Below are 18,327 nucleotides of genomic sequence, written 5' to 3'. Positions count from 1 at the left end.
CTATGCAATGCACAGTGTGAGGGTGTTTTCCCGTTTTTTATCGTCAAGAGCAACCCCACCCTTCAAAGGATACTTTAATTCTTGCGGCTTTTTTAGGGAGGCTCTATTGCATTCAACGGTTAAAATCCGCCTCGATCCGAAATGAAGGCCCTTAAGATGAAATATATCAGCACACGCGGCGAAGCACCTGTTCTGGGGTTCAGCGATGCTTTGCTCGCCGGACTTGCCCGTGATGGTGGTCTCTATCTTCCGCAGAACTATCCGCAATTCACGCCCGATCAAATTCGTGATCTGCGTGGAAAATCCTATGTGGATATCGCGCTGGCCGTGCTCACTCCCTTCATCAATGGTGAAATTCCGCAGGCCGATTTTGAACACATGGTGCGCGAGGCCTATGGTTCTTTCCGTCATGACGCAGTCTGCCCGCTGGTTCAGACAGGGGCGAACGAATTCATTCTTGAACTGTTTCACGGTCCGACGCTGGCTTTCAAAGACGTCGCCATGCAGCTGCTGGCTCGTATGATGGATTATGTTCTGGCACAGCGCGGCGAACGTGCGACAATCGTGGGAGCGACTTCCGGCGATACCGGCGGTGCCGCCATTGAAGCATTTGGCGGCCGTGACAACACCGATATATTCATTCTCTTCCCCAATGGCCGCGTATCCCCGGTGCAGCAGCGCCAGATGACGAGTTCCGGGTTTTCCAATGTTCATGCCCTTTCCATCGAAGGCAACTTCGATGACTGCCAAAATTTGGTCAAGGGCATGTTCAATGATTTGCAATTTCGCGATGCCATTTCGCTTTCCGGGGTGAATTCAATCAACTGGGCACGCATCATGCCCCAGATTGTCTATTACTTCACCGCAGCACTGAGTCTTGGCGCGCCGGATCGTGCTGTTTCGTTTACCGTGCCAACCGGCAATTTCGGCGATATTTTCGCAGGCTTTGTTGCAAAGAAAATGGGTTTGCCCATTGATCAGCTCATCATTGCCACCAATGATAATGACATTCTTGCGCGTACGCTGGAAAACGGCGCATATGAAATGCGTGGCGTCGAACAGACGACATCGCCATCAATGGACATCCAAATTTCGTCTAATTTTGAGCGTTTGCTGTTCGAAGCACATGATCGTGATGCAAGTGCTGTTCGCGGTCTGATGGAAAGTCTGAAGCAATCAGGTGGCTTCACGATCTCTGAAAAGCCACTTGCCGCAATTCGCAGCGCATTTTCTGCAGGGCGTTCAACCGTCGAGGAAACCGCAAAAATCATCAAGTCCGTTCTCAACGACGATGGCTATCTGCTTGATCCGCATTCGGCGATTGCCGTTAAGGTCGCTCGCGAAAAAGTGTCCGGCACTGCACCAATGGTGGTATTGGCCACCGCGCATCCGGCCAAATTCCCCGATGCTGTAAAGGCTGCAAGCGGTATTACGCCAGCACTGCCTGCGTGGCTTTCAGACCTTATGGATCGAAAAGAAAGCTTCACAGTTCTTCACAACGACCTGAAAATCGTGGAAGAATATGTTCGCCGTCATTCTCGAGCATAAATGTGAAGGCTCTTTGTAGAGAATAAGAACGGGAATTAGGGAGCATTTTGCTAATGGGTGTTGAAGTAACGCGTCTTTCCAATGGCCTGACCATTGTAACGGATAACATGCCGCATATCGAAAGTGTTGCACTGGGTATCTGGGTTAAGGCGGGCGCAAGAAACGAAGCTCCGGATCGGCATGGCATCGCCCATTTGCTTGAGCATATGGCCTTCAAAGGCACAGAAAAGCGTTCTGCCTGGCAGATCGCCTCAGACATTGAAAATGTCGGCGGCGAAATCAATGCCGCGACAAGCGTGGAGACCACATCCTATTACGCGCGTGTTCTTCGCAAAGACATGCCTTTGGCCATCGATATTCTCGCTGACATTTTGACCGCTTCCAAATTTGATGAGGCGGAACTTGAGCGCGAGAAGCAGGTGATCCTGCAGGAGATCGGCGCGGCACATGATACACCTGATGACATCGTCTTCGACCGCTTTTCTGAAACCGCTTATCGCCACCAGCCGATCGGGCGCGCTATTTTGGGCGAACCGGAAACGGTCATGTCATTCACATCCGACAACTTGCGCCAATATATCGATGAGCAATACAGCGCAGACCGCATGGTGGTAACGGCTGCAGGCGGCGTCGACCATGATGCGTTTGTAAAAGAAGTTGAAAAGCGCCTTGGTGGTTTTCGTGCGCATAACACTGCGCCAACGCTTGACCTCGCGACTTATGTTGGCGGCGATTTCCGCGAAAATCGCGAATTGATGGATGCGCAGGTTTTGATCGGCTTTGAAGGCCGCGCCTATCATGTGCGCGATTTTTATGCCTCCCAGCTCCTTTCCATGATCCTTGGCGGTGGAATGTCCTCACGTCTGTTTCAGGAAGTGCGCGAAAAGCGTGGCCTGTGCTATTCTGTTTATGCTTTTCATTGGGGCTTCTCCGACACAGGCCTGTTCGGCATTCATGCCGCGACGGGCCGTGATGAACTGGTTGAACTGCTTCCGGTTATCATTGATGAGCTGCACAAAGCAGCCGATTCCATAAGCATTGAAGAAGTGAACCGCGCACGCGCGCAATACAGCGCAAGCCTTTTGATGTCGCAGGAAAGTGCGGCGAGCCGTGCCGGTCAGATCGCTCGTCAGTTTTTGCTCTATGGCCGTCCGGTGCCAAACAGCGAGCTGATGGATCGTTTGTCGCTCATCACGCCTGAGCGGCTGAGCGATCTTGCAGGACGCCTGTTCCTTGATAACAAGCCGACGATTGCAGGCGTTGGTCCGGTTGGGCGTCTGATGAGCTTTGAAGGACTCACCGATGCGCTTTCGACCAGCGCACATACGCGAAAGATTGCAGTTTAAGCGATAAGGCAGCAGGGTTTTGTGAACTCATTCTACGGAAAGCCCTTTTGCCCTGTTCACCAGCTGCTTTATAAACACAGGAACCCGCATGATCGGCCTGCCATTCCGGCGCAGCAATCCGTCAATTCTTCGTGGGCCGCGGATTTATCTGCGCGAGCCGTTGATGAGCGATTTTGCCAGTTGGGCCAGTGTGCGTGAGCAGAGCCGTGCTTTTCTCACGCCATGGGAGCCGACCTGGGCTGATGATGATCTCACGAAAGGTGCATTTCGCTATCGGTTGCGGCGAGTCCAGGAAGAAATGTCAGATGGCACCGGCTTTCCATTTTTTATTTTTCATAACAAAGACAACCAGCTGCTTGGCGGTATAACCCTTGGCAATATCCGGCGCGGCGTTGGGCAAAGCGGCATGATCGGGTATTGGAGCGGCGTTTCATCAGCGGGTAAAGGCTATATGGCCGAAGCGCTATCTTTGGTTATCCCCTTCGCATTCGGGGAACTAAGGTTGCACCGGATTGAAGCTGCCTGTATTCCCCATAATGTTCGTTCGATACGGCTTCTCGAAAAAGCCGGATTTCAGAGAGAAGGACTGTTGCGCTCCTATCTCAAGATAAACGGCTTCTGGCAGGATCACCTGTTATTTGCTCTGATAGAAAGCGATTTACGCATGATCAATGGCAAGGTTGAATGCTCGTGAATGGTTTTACAGACAGGTTTTTTTCAGCTCTCACACGTTTTGCAGCGCTGATCGTGATTGTAACCTGTTCTGCGGTTCATGCTTTTGCGATTGAACCGATCAAGATTTCCAAGGAAGATACCGCCCTTGACCTTTCGCGCGCTGTGGAACTGCTGCGCAATCAGGGTGAGAGCGTGCAGGTTTCAACCGCACCGGGTGCTGATGGCATTGTTCGCCGCATCGAGGTGCAGGCCGACCCCAATTCCAATGCGTCAGGCGACTGGGCGGCATTTTCGATTGCCAATCCAACCGATGAACAGATCGACCGGCTGATTGTTGCGCCGCATTTCCGACTGGTTGGTTCGGGTGTCATCTGGCCGGATCTTGGTTCGCCACGTATTGCGTCGATTACGCCCAGCGAAGGCTTTGCGCTTGACCGGCAACCCAGTGCCGATGCTGATGTTTTCCGCATCACACTCAATCCCGGCACTGTTGTAACCTTTGTTGCCGAATTGTCGTCCCATAATCTGCCCCAGCTCTATCTGTGGGAGCCGGAAGCTTACAAGGATGCGGTTAATTCCTACACGCTTTACCGCGGCATTCTGCTTGGAATTTCCGGTCTTCTGGCTCTGTTTCTCACAATCCTGTTTGTTGTCAAAGGAACATCGCTGTTTCCTGCAACAGCTGCCCTTGCATGGGCTGTACTTGCCTATATCTGCGTGGATTTCGGCTTCTGGAACAAGCTGATGGAGATCTCGCCCGGAAACGAGCAGGTCTGGCGAGCGGGTACGGAAGTCGCCCTTGCCGCCTCTTTGGTGATCTTCCTGTTTACCTATCTCAATCTTAACCGATGGCACGACCATTTCAGCTATGGCGCTGTGACATGGGTGCTCGGCCTGATCGCGCTGGCAGGGGTTGCGGTCTTCGATCCGCCGGTGGCTTCTGGCATTGCACGCATATCTTTGGCGCTCACTGTGGCCTCGGGCATCTGTATCATCGGTTATCTTGCGGTCAAAGGCTATGATCGAGCGGTGATGCTCATTCCGGCATGGCTGCTCATACTGATATGGCTGCTTGGCGCGTGGATGACGGTATCCGGCCAGCTCGACAATGATATTATTCAGCCCGCGCTTGGTGGCGGTCTGGTGCTGATTGTGCTGCTTATTGGCTTTACCGTCATGCAACACGCCTTTTCCGGTGGTGCGCTTCATCAGGGGCTGCTCTCTGATATGGAGCGTCAGGCACTGGCCGTCATCGGTGCGGGCGACATCGTCTGGGACTGGGACGTGCCGCGCGACCGCGTTGTCACCACGCCCGATATTGCCAACTATCTCGGAAACACGGCCAGCTCTCTGCAAGGCCCAGTGCGCAACTGGTTGCCAGCCATGCACGCTGATGATCGTGATCGGTTCCGTTCCACGCTTGATGCCATTCTTGAAAACCGGCGCGGCCGCATCGGCCAGATTTTCCGACTGCGCGCCAATGACGGCCACTATCACTGGTATGCGCTGCGCGCACGCCCCGTCATCGGTTCAGACGGCGAAATCGTTCGCTGTGTCGGTACGCTCATCAATGTAACTGAACAGAAAAAGGCCGAAGAACGCCTTTTGCATGATGCCGTGCATGACAATCTGACGGGACTGCCCAATCGCGAACTCTTCCTTGATCGTCTCAGCAATGTGATGAACATGGCACGCGGCGAGAGCAACCTGCACCCGACCGTCTTCATCATCGACATAGACCGTTTCAAGCAGGTCAATGACAGCCTCGGCATGTCGGCCGGCGACACGATTCTGCTTACGATCTCGCGCCGCCTGTCGCGCATTATGAAGCCACAGGACACACTTTCACGTCTTTCTTCCGATCAGTTTGGTCTGCTTTTGGCCTCTGAAAGCGATCCGGGCCATATTGCTGCCTTTGCAGAAGCATTGCGTCAGGCCGTGCGCTCACCCATTGCCTATGCAAAACGCGAAATCGTGCTCACAGCCTCAGTCGGCCTGATCACGTGGACCAAAACGGCTGCTTCCGCAGAAGATTTTGTGAAAGACGCCGAACTGGCGATGCATCAGGCCAAGCGTTTTGGCGGCGACCGTATTGAGCCATTCCGCCCGGCATTCCGTGCAATCGGCAGCGACAAGCTGCAACTGGAATCCGATTTGCGCCGTGCGCTTGAACGCGATGAAATCAATATCGTCTACCAGCCAATCGTGCGTCTGGACGAAGGTACAATTGCAGGTTTTGAAGCGCTGATGCGCTGGGAACACCCGCGCCGCGGTTCCATCTCTCCATCGGAATTCATTCCGATTGCCGAAAATTCAGGCCTTATCGTGCAGCTTGGCCTGTTTGCAATTGAACGCGCTGCGGAAGATCTGTTTGCCTGGCAGGAACAGTTTCCAAAACTCGATCTGTTCGTCTCCGTGAACCTGTCGAGCACCCAGCTTATCCGGCAAGACCTGATCAATGATATGCGTTCGGTCCTCTCGCGCATTCACCTCACACCGGGCAGTCTCAAGCTGGAACTGACCGAATCCGTGCTGATGGAAAACCCGGAACAGTCCGCTCATGTGCTTGCACGCCTCAAGACGATGGGCGTCGGTCTTTCGCTTGATGATTTTGGCACCGGCTATTCATCGCTTGCCTATCTCACCCGCTTCCCGTTCGACATCATCAAGATCGACCGTTCATTCGTCAAAGGTGACCAGCCGCAAAAGACCACGCTGCTGCGCTCTATCGTCAGCATGGCGCATGATCTCGGACTTGCAGTCGTAACCGAAGGCGTCGACAGCGAGAGTGACGCGTTGCAACTGCGCCAGATGGGGTGTGAATATGTGCAAAGCTTCATGTTCGGAGAACCATCCAGCCGCGAAGATGCAACGCGCATGATCAAAGATCAGCAGGAAGCAACAGCGGCGTAATCTGTACGGAGAATGTTCAGGCGTGACCGGCTTCGGAAACGAGCCGTGTCATGTCGATGCCCATATGGGTCATCAGCCGGTCGTATTTGCCGGTAATATCGCTGTCAAAAAGCATGTCCATTGGCGCAGGGCATGCCAGCCAGCCATTCCCCGCAAATTCTGCATCAAGTTGCCCCGGTGCCCAACCCGAATAGCCAAGCGTCATCAAAGCCTGTGCGGGACCTTTGCCGCCATAAATGGCACGCAAAATGTCAACGGTTGCTGTAAGACACACATCTTCGGCGACCGGCATTGTCGAATCCACCATAAAATCACCGGTGTGCAAAACGAAGCCACGTGTTTGATCCACAGGGCCACCATTGCGGACGATCATATTTTGCGCGCGCTCAGGCAGCACGATCAGATCATCATCGTCAATCACACCAATCTGTCGAAGAAGATCAGGAAAACCAACGGGCTGAAGCTGATTGATAATCAATCCCATAGCCCCCTCTTCCGAATGCGCACAGATATAAACAACCGAGCGCGCAAAGCGCTCGTCGCTCATTCCGGGCATGGCGAGCAGGAATTGCCCATTCAAGAAACCCTGCTCCTGATTTGGCTTCCTGAGAATGTTCATAGCTGAGAAGGTAGCAAGACTATACGAAATGACAACGAATTTCGTACAAAGTTTATCAAAAGCCCTCTTGGGTCGATTTCAACCGGATTTGCCCAATCTGGAAATTAAGAAGAATTCTGGCATGTTGGCATACATCATAATAAGCTTGGTAATAGTCTTCGTTCTTTATGCCATTTATGCACAAATAAAACTCTCTCCACTGATCGACTTCATCAGACAAAGTCCAGCGATGACGCAGATTATTGGCGACGTATCTGACCTCTATTATATCGTCACAATGACACGCGGCAATTATGGCTTTGCGCTCTATCTTTGGCGTAATCCGGTGCCGGATGCTGAGATCAATGCAAAATTTGCTGATTACAATAAACTTCGATCCATCTCCAATATTGCCCTCCTGTTGCATATGGCCCTGGGCGTTCTCATCATATTGTCTGTTTTCAAAAACCTGATATTCAAAATCTGAATTTCGGACATCAATTCTTGCGAACAACATCTTAAGCCTTGATAACGACACGATTTTCTATCAATCTCACCATATGAAATTATGTCGTTTTCTGATCATCGCCGTGGTTCTGGCCGCAGGCGCACCAGCGCACAGTGCTACGTCCGCATGGACGGAAACGCCGGGCGGCAGGGTTCGGGTTATCCTCGACGAAACCAACACAGCAGATGGGCTGCGCGGGGCTTTGCAGATCGATCTTAATCCGGGCTGGAAAACCTATTGGCGCAATCCGGGCGATGCCGGTGTGCCGCCGCAGCTCAATGTTGACGGCGACGCGCGCGCGCGCATCGAATTCCCTGCACCTGTGAGCTTTGGCGCTGGTGATGAAGGCGGTATCGGCTATAAGAATCCTGTATCTTTACCGCTGACATTCACCGTAAAACCCGGTGAAAAGCAGCTCAAGGGAAATGTCTTTCTTGGCGTCTGCCATAACATCTGCATTCCTGTGCAGGCAGAGTTTGACTTCCCGCTTTCCACAAAAGCGGCAGAACAATCACCGCAAGCCATCGCTGCGAGCACGATTGTTGAAACGGCCTTTGACCGATTGCCATCCCCTGCCACGCCAGAATTTGGTGTCGCCGCCGCAAGGCGCGAAGAGAACAAAGCCATTTTCGATATTTCAGTGCCGGATAGCCAAGCACCCGCAGAGCTTTTTGTCGGCAGCGAGCAGTTCAACTTGTCTGAAACAACACCCGATGAGGCCTCTGACCAAAAGCGTTTCATTGCAACATTGCAGGGAAAAGCCAGCGAAGGTGCCATGATCGATTATACACTGGTGCAGAACGGCAAAGCAGTCTCAGGAAAGGTCCGGCTCGACTAACTTCAACCATCAGCAATTTGAAATTGTCCAACGCGCCTTTATCGGCTTAAGTGGCGTTCCGATGCTTTGCATACGGAAAATTGAAAAACAGCCATTCACACAGGTGAGCACCGACGGCAAACGCTCACTTTCAGGAGAAAACAATGACGATCAAAGTTGGTGACAAGCTGCCAGCAGCTACCTTCAAGGTAAAGACTGCGGATGGTGTGAAGGAAGTGACGACGGACGAAGTCTTTGCAGGCAAAAAGGTCGTTCTTTTTGCAGTGCCCGGTGCATTCACACCCACTTGCAGCCTCAACCACCTGCCGGGCTATCTTGAAAACCGTGACGTGATCCTTGCCAAGGGCGTAGATCAGATCGTTGTTGTTTCCGTCAATGATCCATTCGTAATGGGCGCTTGGGCACAGAGCACCGGCGGCGAAGGCAAGATCCTGTATCTTGCTGACGGCTCAGCCCTGTTTACAAAGGCCATTGGCCTCGAACTGGATGCCACTGCGGGCGGTCTTGGTATTCGCTCGAAGCGTTATTCAGCTATCGTTGAAGACGGCGTCGTCAAGACGCTAAACATCGAAGAACAGGCTGGACAGGCTGTAACTTCAAGTGCGGCGACGCTGATCGAACAGCTTTAAGATAAGCCAATCACGCGCCCTGCTTTTCAGGCAGGGCGCGCATTTCGCGGGTCAGCCATTTTTCAAGCGCCAGCGTATCCGGCTGCCCTGCCCTGTGTGGCGCGATCCATAGCAGCATGCGGCGCGGCCCCGGACAAAATCCAAATGGCGCAACAAGACGGCCCGATACAATGTGTTCCGCCACCAGCATGCGCGGCACCACCGCCACACCCAATCCACACAAGACGGCCTGTATCAGCAGGTAGAAATGATGGAATGTCGATTTAAACTCCGGCATCTGGAAATCTACGTTTGCTGCCTTCTGCCAGTCCTCGAATGCCTCAAGACGTGTCTGTGTTGCAAGCACTGTCGCATTCACCAGATCAGTTGGGCCGCTTAACGGGCAATGCTGCAGATAAGACGGCGCGCAAACCAAACCGATCTCCTCGCGTCCCATATCGCGAATTACAGCATCCGCCGGCGGCTCTATGATGCTTGAACGGATCGCAATACCAATCTTGTCACGCATGAAATCGATGCGATCATAATTCATGTTAAATTGCAGTTCGATATGCGGATAGCGCTCATGAAAGCGGCCTATGCGCGGAATGATCCACTCCATCATAATCGACGACGAACAGGAAAGCGTCAGAGGCCCCGGTTTTACCCGCTCAATGCTCGCTTCAATGATTGAAAATGCGCTGGCGAGCGCTTCCGCTAACCGTACACCCTCAGGTGTCGGATCGCTTACGCGCGCCGTGCGCGTGACAAGAAGAACACCAAGCGTATCTTCGAGTGCACGGATCTGACGGCTGACTGCACCATGCGTCACGCAGAGCTCTTCGGCAGCACGCGTCATCGAACGATGGCGTGCAACAGCTTCAAAGGCTTTAAGCGCATTCAAAGATGGCAATGGACGCATGTAAGACTCCATTCGAGTATGAGTATACCTGTGATGTAATATCACAGTTTGGCGCGAATAAATCGCTTGCGGCGGCATGTCGCATTCATTAGCTATCCGCCTATTTAAAAGCGCAAGTGCCGCATGAATAGGCAATTCATTTGATTTGCCTTCATACTGTTTCTTCCGCTTACGTTAAATATGCAAGCAGGGAGGAACTGCCATGCAGCAAAAATCTCACGAAATGACGCCCGCTGAAAAGTCGGCCATATCGAAAATTTCGATCCGGCTGGTCCCGTTCATCGCGCTGATGTTCTTCATCAACTTCCTGGATCGGACCGCAATTTCGTTTGCTGGTCCAAACGGGATGACAACCGATCTTGCGCTGACAGCAGCACAGTTCGGCTTCGCCGCCGGTATCTTCTTTGTTGGCTATATCATCCTTGAAGTTCCAAGCAATCTTGCGTTGCACAAGTTTGGCGCGCGCAAATGGCTCGCCCGCATCATGGTGACATGGGGCATTGTGGCGCTTCTGTTCACATGGGTTTCAAGCTCTACAGAGCTTTACATCCTGCGCTTCCTGCTGGGTGTTGCGGAAGCTGGCTTCTTCCCGGGCGCCATTCTGTTCCTGTCGATGTGGGTACCTTCGCGTCACCGCAACAAGATTCTTGCGCTGTTCTACATCGCGCAGCCACTGACAATTGTTATCGGTGCGCCAATCGCTGCAATGCTGATCGATATGCATGGCGCTTTCGGCCTTGAAGGCTGGCGCATCATGTTCTTCGGTGTTGCTGTTCCGGCAATCATCATTGGTATTGTCACCTTTTTCTACCTGCCGGATACGCCAAATGACGCCAAGTGGCTGAACAAGGAAGAACGCGACTGGCTGAATGGGGCACTGGCTCAGGAAGAAAAAGTCAAGGAAAGCGCCCATGGCCGTATGAGTGGTCTGGCACTGTTCGACAAGCGCGTATGGCTTCTGTCGATTGTGTATTTCGGCCTTGTATATGGTCTTTATGCACTGGCTTTCTTCCTGCCATCGATCATCAACGGGTTCGAGCAGGAGTTCAACACGAAGTTTGACGTGTTCGATAAGGGCTTGATCACTGCAATTCCTTATCTGCCAGCCGCCATCGCTCTCTATTTCTGGAGCCGCGATGCAGCAAAGCGCGGTGTGCGTCCATGGCATATCGGCATTCCGGCACTGGTTGGCGCTTTTGCTATTCCAGCCGCCCTTTTCATGCCCTCGCCTGCAACCACGATCCTGATGATCACCATCACAGCCTGTGCGATCTTCTCCGCATTGCCGAACTTCTGGGCCATTCCATCGCGCTTCCTGAGCGGTCCGGCAGCAGCAGCAGGTATCGCATTGATCAACACCATCGGCAATATTGCAGGCTTTGCAGCACCTTACATCACGGGACTCGTCAAGGATTGGACCGGTCTTTACGAAATGCCGATGTTTATCGTCGGTGCGGTGATGCTCGCGTCTTCGCTGCTCGCCTTCTCGCTGACAGGTCGTCTCAAAGACCCATCCGAAATGCAGCAGGGTAAGTAATCTGCACAAAACCAAAAAGCCGCGCTGAAATTCAGCGCGGCTTTTTCACGTCCGGAACCATGACGGACTTATTTGACCTTAAGAGACTTATGGCCGTTATATTTGAACGGCTCCATGCCTGCACGGGCAAGCTCATCGGCACGTTCATTCTCCGGGTGTCCGGCATGGCCTTTGACCCAATGCCACGTCACTTTGTGCGGTTTGCGCGCTTCATCCAGCGCCTGCCAAAGCTCAGCATTCTTGACCGGCTTCTTGGCGGCTGTCTTCCAGCCATTGCGCTTCCAGCCCTCAATCCAGCCGGAAATACCATCACGAACATAAACGCTATCGGTATAAAGATCGACTTCACAGGGTTCTTTCAGTGCGGATAGCGCTGAAATTGCGGCCATAAGCTCCATGCGATTGTTAGTGGTATCAGCCTCGCCGCCCTTTAACTCTTTCACATGGTCATTCCAACGTACAATCGCACCCCAGCCCCCGGGACCGGGATTGCCGGAACACGCGCCATCGGTGAAAGCTTCAATATGCTTCACGCGGCAGCTCCCGACAGTTCAAGACCATATTCCGTTGCTGATGTAACCTGGCGATGGAAGCGCATCCGGCGCACGTATTCCATCGGATCTTTTTTCATCACAAAGCTGCCATCGGGCACATTCAACCAGTCATAAAGACGGGTCAGCATGAAACGCACGGCAGCACCGCGTGCCAACACCGGCAGCGCATCGATTTCAGCCGTCGAAAGTGGACGAACTGCGTTATAGCCGCGCAGCAAAGCAGCGCCCTTGGTGAGATTGAAGGAGAAATCCTTCTCAAAGCACCAGGCATTCAGACAAACGGCCACATCGTAAGCGAGAATATCGGTACAGGCGAAATAGAAATCGATGAAGCCCGAAAGCCTGTCGCCAAGAAAGAACACATTATCCGGGAACAGATCTGCATGGATAACGCCTTGCGGAAGCCCTTGCGGCCAGTTCTTTTCCAGATAATCGAGATCACCTTCAGCTTCGGCCACCAGCCCCTCTTCCACGCTGTCAGCACGGGCTTTTGACAGATCCCACAACGGACGCCAGTCCTGCAGCGTCAGGCCGTTGCGTCGGCGCATGGGAAAATCTTCCCCCGCCAGATGCATTTCAGCCAGTCCGCGACCAACCTCTTCGCAATGTGCAGCCGTGGGCTTACGCATCCACATGCCTTCAAGGAAGGTGACGATGGCTGCCGGACGCCCTGCAAGCTCACCAATCGTCACACCATCACGACGGAGAACAGGCTGCGGGCATTCCAGACCGCGCCTTGAAAGATGCTCCATCAAATTCAGGAAAAACGGAAGCTCATCACGGTTCACGCGCTTTTCGTAAAGTGTGAGAATGAAAGAGCCTGTCGTGGTATGCAGAAGATAATTGGTGTTCTCCACCCCTTCCGCAATGCCCTTATAAGATGTCAGCGCACCGATATCATATTGTTCTAGAAAAGCGCCAAGCTCGATTTCGTTTATATCTGTATAGACGGCCATGCCGCTTATTTCCCTTGCATGAACTTTGGTATTCCGACGACGCGGTTTTCGCCGTTGACGAAGGCCATATCCCGCACAGTCAATTCCACGTCGCGTATTTCACGATTGACGAGGAAATTTTCGGTTTCAATCGTGGTCTCGGCGAGTTCAATCTTGACGGTGAAGCGGTCCTTGAAAGCATCCATAATTTCATCGACGATAATTTCAGGTGCGGATGCACCGGCAGAAAGTCCCACCACCGAAATATCACCAATCTGATCCCATTGAATATCCGATGCGCGCTGCACCAGCATCGACATGCCTGCACCGGCCTTTTCCGCCACCTCAACAAGGCGCTTGGAATTGGACGAGTTGGGGGCGCCCACGATCAGAAACAGATCGCAGCCAGGTGCTGCCGCACGCACCGCATCCTGACGGTTGGTGGTGGCATAGCAGATCGATTCCGCGGCTGGCGCTGTCAGATTTGGAAACCGCCGCTGCAACTCAACGATAATGCCCGCCGTGTCGTCCACCGAAAGCGTTGTCTGGGTTACAAAACCCAGATTATCAGGATCGGCAAACTCGATTGTGCGTGCGTCTTCCACTGTCTCAATCAGCGTGACAGTGCCTTCCGGCAATTGCCCCATCGTACCGATGACTTCAGGATGCCCGGAATGACCGATCAAGATCACATGACGGCCAAGACGCTGATGACGCATCGCCTGTTTATGAACCTTGGAAACCAAGGGACAGGTCGCATCAAGATAAAACAAGTTCTTGGCTTCAGCATCCGCAGGCACAGATTTCGGCACACCATGAGCGGAAAAAACCACCGGTTGATCGCGATGCTCTGCCGGTATCTCGTCTAGTTCCTCGACAAAGATCGCGCCGCGCGATTGCAAGCCTTCAACAACATAGCGGTTATGTACGATCTCATGGCGCACATAAACTGGCGCGCCATATTTCTTCAAGGCCAGCACGACGATCTGGATTGCCCGGTCAACACCTGCGCAAAAGCCGCGCGGGCCGCAGAGGCGAATTTCCAGAGGGGGACGTTTATCGGTCATGAAGCATGCTCGCTTGATAATCACATAGGCCGGAGTTGGGCTGTAACACGGTCTTTGTCAAGACCTGACACCCTTCCGATATCGCCAGAACCACGTTCCGACAACCCCCAGCAGTGCCAATGCAAGCCCGTACCAGGTCAACGCATATTGCAGGTGATTGTTGGGAAAGTCGATGATGGTAATGCCGCCGATTGGTAAACCACCAAAATTCGGCGTCTTATCCGCATCAATAAAGAACGGCACGGCATCATCAAGCGAAGGAATATCCGCGCTTTCGGCCATCGCCGCCCAGTCCTTCCAATAAAAGATGTTCTTTGCAATGTCATTGTCTGGAACGAAATAACCCGGCTTCGACGTGAGCGGATCACGGGCAAGGCCGGTGATCGTCACAGGTCCATCCAATTGACCGTCGAGCCGCGTTTCAGGATCTTTCCTGTCGTATGGCACAAAACCACGATTGACCAGCACAAAACGGCCATCCTCAAGCATCAGCGGCGTATAGACATTAAAGCCAGACTGGCCGTCATAGGTCGCCAGAAAATGACGCTCACCCTGATGCATGAAAGTGCCGGAAACCGTAACCGGACGATATTCGACCGATCCCTCATCGCGATAGATTTTTTCCATTTCATCCAGAGGGATTGGAGCCTCATGAACACGCTGCTCTGTGGACGCGAGCAATGCTTCCTTCCAGTGCAGCCGCTCAGCCTGCCACGTTCCCAATGCAATCAGAATCAAAAATGCGATTAAAGACGCAATCAGCGTAGCCCACGGAAACCTGCGCGACTTTTGTATCTGGTTCATTGACCATCATCCAGACGCCCCTGAGACGCCTTGTTGCGATATTGCATATTGATCAGAATACCCTTGATAGCGCGCATGGCAACAAGGCTGAGAATAATTGCCAGCGGCACCCACAAAATGAAATGCACCCAGAGCGGTGGCGCGTAATTCACGTCCAGCCACAGAGCCAGACCCACCACAATAACGCCGATGATAAGGATCACAAAGGCGGCCGGACCGTCGCCTGAATCCGCAAAAGAATAATCAAGGCCACATGCCTGACAGCGCGGCGCAACCGCCAAAAACCCGTTAAACAGCTTGCCCTCATCACAGCGCGGACAGTGACCAAGAATGCCGCTCTTTATGGGATCGACGGGTGGGTAAGGATTATGGTCCGACATGTTAACCCCACAAAAAGTGGAAAAAAGGAAAAGGCGGCCATGTTTCCAAGGCCGCCTGCAATTCAATCAGCACACGGATTATCCACCGTGCATGGGTGCACCCCAGCCACCCCATACATAGATGGTGAAGAACAGGAACAGCCAGACGACATCCACGAAGTGCCAATACCATGCAGCCGCTTCAAAACCGAAATGCCGCTCCGGCGTGAAATCACCGCTCATCGCGCGGAACAGAATAACCAGCAGGAAGATCGTTCCGATGATGACGTGGAAGCCGTGGAAGCCAGTCGCCATGAAGAAGGTCGCGCCATAAATCGAGTCTTTGAACTCGAAAGGTGCATGAACATATTCGTAATACTGGACAAACGAAAACAGCACACCGAGCGCCACTGTCAGCGTCAAACCGATAATCATGCCCGAGCGATCCTTGTGCAGCAGCGCATGATGCGCCCAGGTCAGTGTCGTGCCTGAAAGCAGAAGGATAACCGTGTTGTAGAGCGGAAGATGCAGCGGATCGAGAACCTCAATTCCCTTTGGTGGCCACTGGCCGCCAGTGAATTCGGCGCGCGCGACCTGATGCACTTCATTCGGAAACAGGCTTGCATCGAAAAATGCCCAGAACCATGCAGCAAAGAACATGACTTCCGAGGCGATGAACATGATCATACCGTAGCGCAGATGCAGGGCCACAACGCGGGTATGATGCCCCTCATGGCCTTCCCTGATCGCATCAGCCCACCATGCATACATGCAGTAAAGAACAATCGCGAGGCCAATGAAAAATATCCATGGCGTTGCCAGATTGATGCCAAAAAATGGCAGATCACCCGCATTGATATAGCGCATCCATGCGATACCGCCGATTGCCAGCACAAATGCGCCAACTGAGCTCAGAAATGGCCATGGGCTTGGCGCTATAATGTGGTAATCGTGATTTTTTTCGTGAGCGTTCGCCATGTCTCTCCCCATGCAACCCCTCAGGGCCCTCTCTCATGCATTTCAGCCCTTGCGCCTAAGGCAGCATCAGGCAGTTCCCTTCCCGGCACACCATAAAGCTGTGCGGCTTGTTTGTCTTTGCGGCATTATGTGCCGCACGTATTCAATCAGCTTCCACCGCTGTTTCCGATGACGCCCTTCGCATTTGCCACGGGCGCAGGCTTCTCGATCGGAAAAAACGTATAGGAAAGCGTAATTGTTTTCACATCTTTCAGATCAGGATCATTGATGATCTCCGGATCGATGAAGAACACCACCGGCATTTCCATGCTCTCATCGGGCTGCAAGGTCGTGTCGGTAAAGCAGAAGCATTCAACCTTATTGAAATAAGCGCCTGCCCGGGCTGGTGCGACATTGAAGCTCGCACGACCGTAAGTCGTCTGATCAAAAAGATTCTGCGCCTCATACTTGATCATCAAGGTTTCCCCAATGCGCAAGCTGACTTCACGCTCGACCGGCTTGAAATCCCAAGGCAGACCGTTTGACGTATTGGCATCAAAGCGGACCTTCATGGTTTTATCGAGTATGGTGTCGGAATATTGTTCGACGCGCTGGGTGGTACCACCGTAGCCTGTCACCTGACAGAACAGACGATACAATGGAACGGAAGCGTAAGCTGCACCGACCATGCAGGCGAAAAAGGCAACACAAGCGATTGCAACCGTGCGGTTGGAACGGTTGAGCTTTTTTTGCTTCTCGTCGATGTTCTGCTGATCTTCCATCTTCTCCTCCCGAAAACGTCTGGTCAGTTCGTTGTTAAATCATCCCATCCCATGAATGGCCGTCATTACATTGGCCGCATAAACATGTTTGCACCGAGTTTTGCGACCGTACCGATATAGACAAGCACCACAAAAAGCAGAAGTGCGATTGCAAGCCCGATAGAACGATTACGCTGTGCCTTTTTCTGCGGCTCAGTCGGCACAATCAGTTCCAGCTCTTCCTTCACCGGCTCTTGCGCTGGCTTATCAATCACAACACTCTCCAATTCAGCCCGCTCCTCACAGGAACCCAAATCCATTCAGAAGCTTGACCGCCAAAGCTTCAAACAACAGCACCGCAAAAATCACGGACAGATAAATCAGCGAAAAGCGGAAAAGCTTACGCGCTGCAAGCAACATCTGCGTTTCGGTTTCAGCCGCCCACATGCGCCATGCATAATAGACGAATGCCAGTCCGAGCAGAACAGAAATAACGCCATAGAAAATGCCCGCAAAGCCCATGATCCATGGCAGCACACCAACCGGCGCCATCAGAACAGCATAGAACAGAGCCTGCCTGCGGGTCGACAATTCGCCCTTCACATTGGGCATCATCGGAACACGGGCCGCTTCGTAATCATTTGATGTGAAGAGCGACAGTGCCCAGAAATGCGGCGGGGTCCACAAAAAGATGATCAAGAACAGAACGGTACTGTCCCAAGTGATTTCACCCGTTGCAGCAGCCCAACCAATCATTGGCGGGAAGGCCCCAGCGGCACCGCCGATCACAATATTCTGTGGCGTCGAGCGCTTGAGCCACATGGTATAAACAACGGCATAAAAGAAAATCGTGAAAGCGAGGAGTGCTCCCGCCAGCCAATTGACCATCAGGCCAAGAGTAACCACTGAGAAGGCTGATAGTGTGAGGCCAAAGGCCAGCACCTGATTGGGCTGGATGATGCCAGCTGGAACCGGACGGTTGCGCGTGCGTTTCATCACGGCATCAATATCGGCATCATACCACATATTGAGCGCGCCCGACGCACCTGCGCCAACCGCAATGCAAAGAATGCTGATAGCAGCCAGAACAGGATTCATATGGCCGGGTGCGAGCACCAGACCGACAAGGCCGGTAAATACCACCAGCGACATTACACGCGGCTTCAGCAGGATAAGATAATCCCGCGCCGTCGCCTCAGAGAGTGCGAATGCTTCGTCGGAAACCGTGTTTTTTTCCACCAGAGACATTGACTTTACAACCTCGAATTCAACCAACCGATGCCGCGTCCTGCCCTGAACGCCCACCGATATTCCAACAAACCCTACCTCCCGGAAATGCATTCACCCCTATCGGATTTTCCGAACCGCAACGCCAGCCAAGGGCTGACATAGCTGAA

19 protein-coding genes are annotated in these 18,327 nt (G+C 52.9%); 8 read left to right on the top strand and 11 right to left on the bottom strand.

What is annotated here, in order from left to right:
• The first annotated feature begins 156 nt into the window (after window positions 1–156).
• From thrC to ABE530_RS02820, 4 genes are all read left to right on the top strand, one after another.
• Complete coding sequence (gene thrC, locus ABE530_RS02835; RefSeq protein ID WP_499693510.1) at window positions 157–1,548, top strand: threonine synthase; 1,392 nt, start codon at window positions 157–159, stop codon at window positions 1,546–1,548.
• 53 nt (window positions 1,549–1,601) lie between these two features.
• On the top strand, window positions 1,602–2,894 hold the full coding sequence (locus ABE530_RS02830) for a M16 family metallopeptidase (protein WP_265983124.1): 1,293 nt from the start codon (window positions 1,602–1,604) through the stop codon (window positions 2,892–2,894).
• Between the two features lie 88 nt (window positions 2,895–2,982).
• Window positions 2,983–3,588: a GNAT family N-acetyltransferase gene (locus tag ABE530_RS02825; RefSeq protein ID WP_499693509.1), complete on the top strand. Its 606-nt coding sequence runs from the start codon at window positions 2,983–2,985 to the stop codon at window positions 3,586–3,588.
• Entirely contained in the window at window positions 3,579–6,482 is a 2,904-nt protein-coding gene (locus tag ABE530_RS02820) for an EAL domain-containing protein (RefSeq protein ID WP_499693508.1), read from the top strand. The genes ABE530_RS02825 and ABE530_RS02820 overlap by 10 nt, the downstream gene beginning before the upstream one ends.
• A 16-nt stretch (window positions 6,483–6,498) precedes the next feature.
• Here ABE530_RS02820 and ABE530_RS02815 read toward each other — a convergent pair whose 3' ends face one another.
• Window positions 6,499–7,101: a YqgE/AlgH family protein gene (locus ABE530_RS02815; protein WP_499693507.1), complete on the bottom strand. Its 603-nt coding sequence runs from the start codon at window positions 7,099–7,101 to the stop codon at window positions 6,499–6,501.
• Window positions 7,102–7,129: 28 nt separating this feature from the next.
• On the opposite strand from ABE530_RS02815, the gene ABE530_RS02810 reads away from it, so the two are divergent.
• The 3 genes from ABE530_RS02810 (at window position 7,130) to ABE530_RS02800 (ending at window position 9,055) form a co-directional block, all read left to right on the top strand.
• Complete coding sequence (locus ABE530_RS02810) at window positions 7,130–7,567, top strand: hypothetical protein (RefSeq protein ID WP_499693506.1); 438 nt, start codon at window positions 7,130–7,132, stop codon at window positions 7,565–7,567.
• Window positions 7,568–7,640: 73 nt separating this feature from the next.
• A complete protein-coding gene (locus ABE530_RS02805; protein WP_499693505.1) occupies window positions 7,641–8,426 on the top strand; it encodes a protein-disulfide reductase DsbD domain-containing protein in 786 nt (261 codons plus the stop codon).
• A gap of 143 nt (window positions 8,427–8,569) precedes the next feature.
• Complete coding sequence (locus ABE530_RS02800) at window positions 8,570–9,055, top strand: peroxiredoxin (RefSeq protein WP_265983118.1); 486 nt, start codon at window positions 8,570–8,572, stop codon at window positions 9,053–9,055.
• Window positions 9,056–9,065: 10 nt separating this feature from the next.
• Here ABE530_RS02800 and ABE530_RS02795 read toward each other — a convergent pair whose 3' ends face one another.
• On the bottom strand, window positions 9,066–9,956 hold the full coding sequence (locus tag ABE530_RS02795; protein ID WP_499693504.1) for a LysR substrate-binding domain-containing protein: 891 nt from the start codon (window positions 9,954–9,956) through the stop codon (window positions 9,066–9,068).
• A gap of 202 nt (window positions 9,957–10,158) precedes the next feature.
• On the opposite strand from ABE530_RS02795, the gene ABE530_RS02790 reads away from it, so the two are divergent.
• Window positions 10,159–11,493 carry an MFS transporter gene (locus ABE530_RS02790; protein WP_265983116.1) on the top strand — a complete coding sequence of 445 codons (1,335 nt, stop codon included), beginning with the start codon at window positions 10,159–10,161 and terminating at the stop codon, window positions 11,491–11,493.
• 68 nt (window positions 11,494–11,561) lie between these two features.
• Here the strand turns inward: ABE530_RS02790 and rnhA are convergent, their stop codons facing one another.
• The 9 genes from rnhA to ABE530_RS02745 all read right to left on the bottom strand — a co-directional run bounded on the left by rnhA (window position 11,562) and on the right by ABE530_RS02745 (window position 18,178).
• Window positions 11,562–12,026, bottom strand: a complete 465-nt coding sequence (rnhA, locus tag ABE530_RS02785; RefSeq protein WP_499693503.1) for a ribonuclease HI — start codon at window positions 12,024–12,026, stop codon at window positions 11,562–11,564.
• Entirely contained in the window at window positions 12,023–13,003 is a 981-nt protein-coding gene (locus ABE530_RS02780; protein ID WP_499693502.1) for a homoserine kinase, read from the bottom strand. The genes rnhA and ABE530_RS02780 overlap by 4 nt, the downstream gene beginning before the upstream one ends.
• Before the next feature lie 5 nt (window positions 13,004–13,008).
• Window positions 13,009–14,049 (bottom strand): 4-hydroxy-3-methylbut-2-enyl diphosphate reductase, encoded by a 1,041-nt coding sequence (gene ispH, locus ABE530_RS02775; protein WP_396996468.1) that lies wholly within the window; start codon window positions 14,047–14,049, stop codon window positions 13,009–13,011.
• Window positions 14,050–14,106: 57 nt separating this feature from the next.
• The gene (locus ABE530_RS02770) at window positions 14,107–14,853 is read right to left on the bottom strand and encodes an SURF1 family protein (protein ID WP_499693501.1); all 747 of its coding nucleotides are present in this window, start codon (window positions 14,851–14,853) and stop codon (window positions 14,107–14,109) included.
• Window positions 14,850–15,233 carry a DUF983 domain-containing protein gene (locus tag ABE530_RS02765; protein ID WP_265983111.1) on the bottom strand — a complete coding sequence of 128 codons (384 nt, stop codon included), beginning with the start codon at window positions 15,231–15,233 and terminating at the stop codon, window positions 14,850–14,852. Before ABE530_RS02765 ends, ABE530_RS02770 begins: the two co-directional genes overlap by 4 nt.
• 78 nt (window positions 15,234–15,311) lie before the next feature.
• Window positions 15,312–16,190, bottom strand: coding sequence for a cytochrome c oxidase subunit 3 (locus ABE530_RS02760; RefSeq protein WP_265983110.1), 879 nt, complete (start codon window positions 16,188–16,190; stop codon window positions 15,312–15,314).
• 146 nt (window positions 16,191–16,336) lie between these two features.
• A complete protein-coding gene (locus ABE530_RS02755) occupies window positions 16,337–16,951 on the bottom strand; it encodes a cytochrome c oxidase assembly protein (protein WP_265983109.1) in 615 nt (204 codons plus the stop codon).
• A 65-nt stretch (window positions 16,952–17,016) separates the two neighbouring features.
• The gene (locus tag ABE530_RS02750) at window positions 17,017–17,202 is read right to left on the bottom strand and encodes a cytochrome c oxidase system small membrane protein (RefSeq protein ID WP_265983851.1); all 186 of its coding nucleotides are present in this window, start codon (window positions 17,200–17,202) and stop codon (window positions 17,017–17,019) included.
• Window positions 17,203–17,230: 28 nt separating this feature from the next.
• Window positions 17,231–18,178: a heme o synthase gene (locus ABE530_RS02745; RefSeq protein ID WP_499693500.1), complete on the bottom strand. Its 948-nt coding sequence runs from the start codon at window positions 18,176–18,178 to the stop codon at window positions 17,231–17,233.
• Window positions 18,179–18,327 lie beyond the last annotated feature (149 nt).

Origin of the sequence: Brucella sp. TWI559, from assembly GCF_039674265.1 — a bacterium.
Taxonomy (GTDB): Bacteria; Pseudomonadota; Alphaproteobacteria; order Rhizobiales; family Rhizobiaceae; genus Brucella; species Brucella chromiisoli.
The sequence above is the reverse complement of the archived record's forward strand: the minus strand, read 5'-3'. Positions and strand labels throughout refer to the sequence as shown.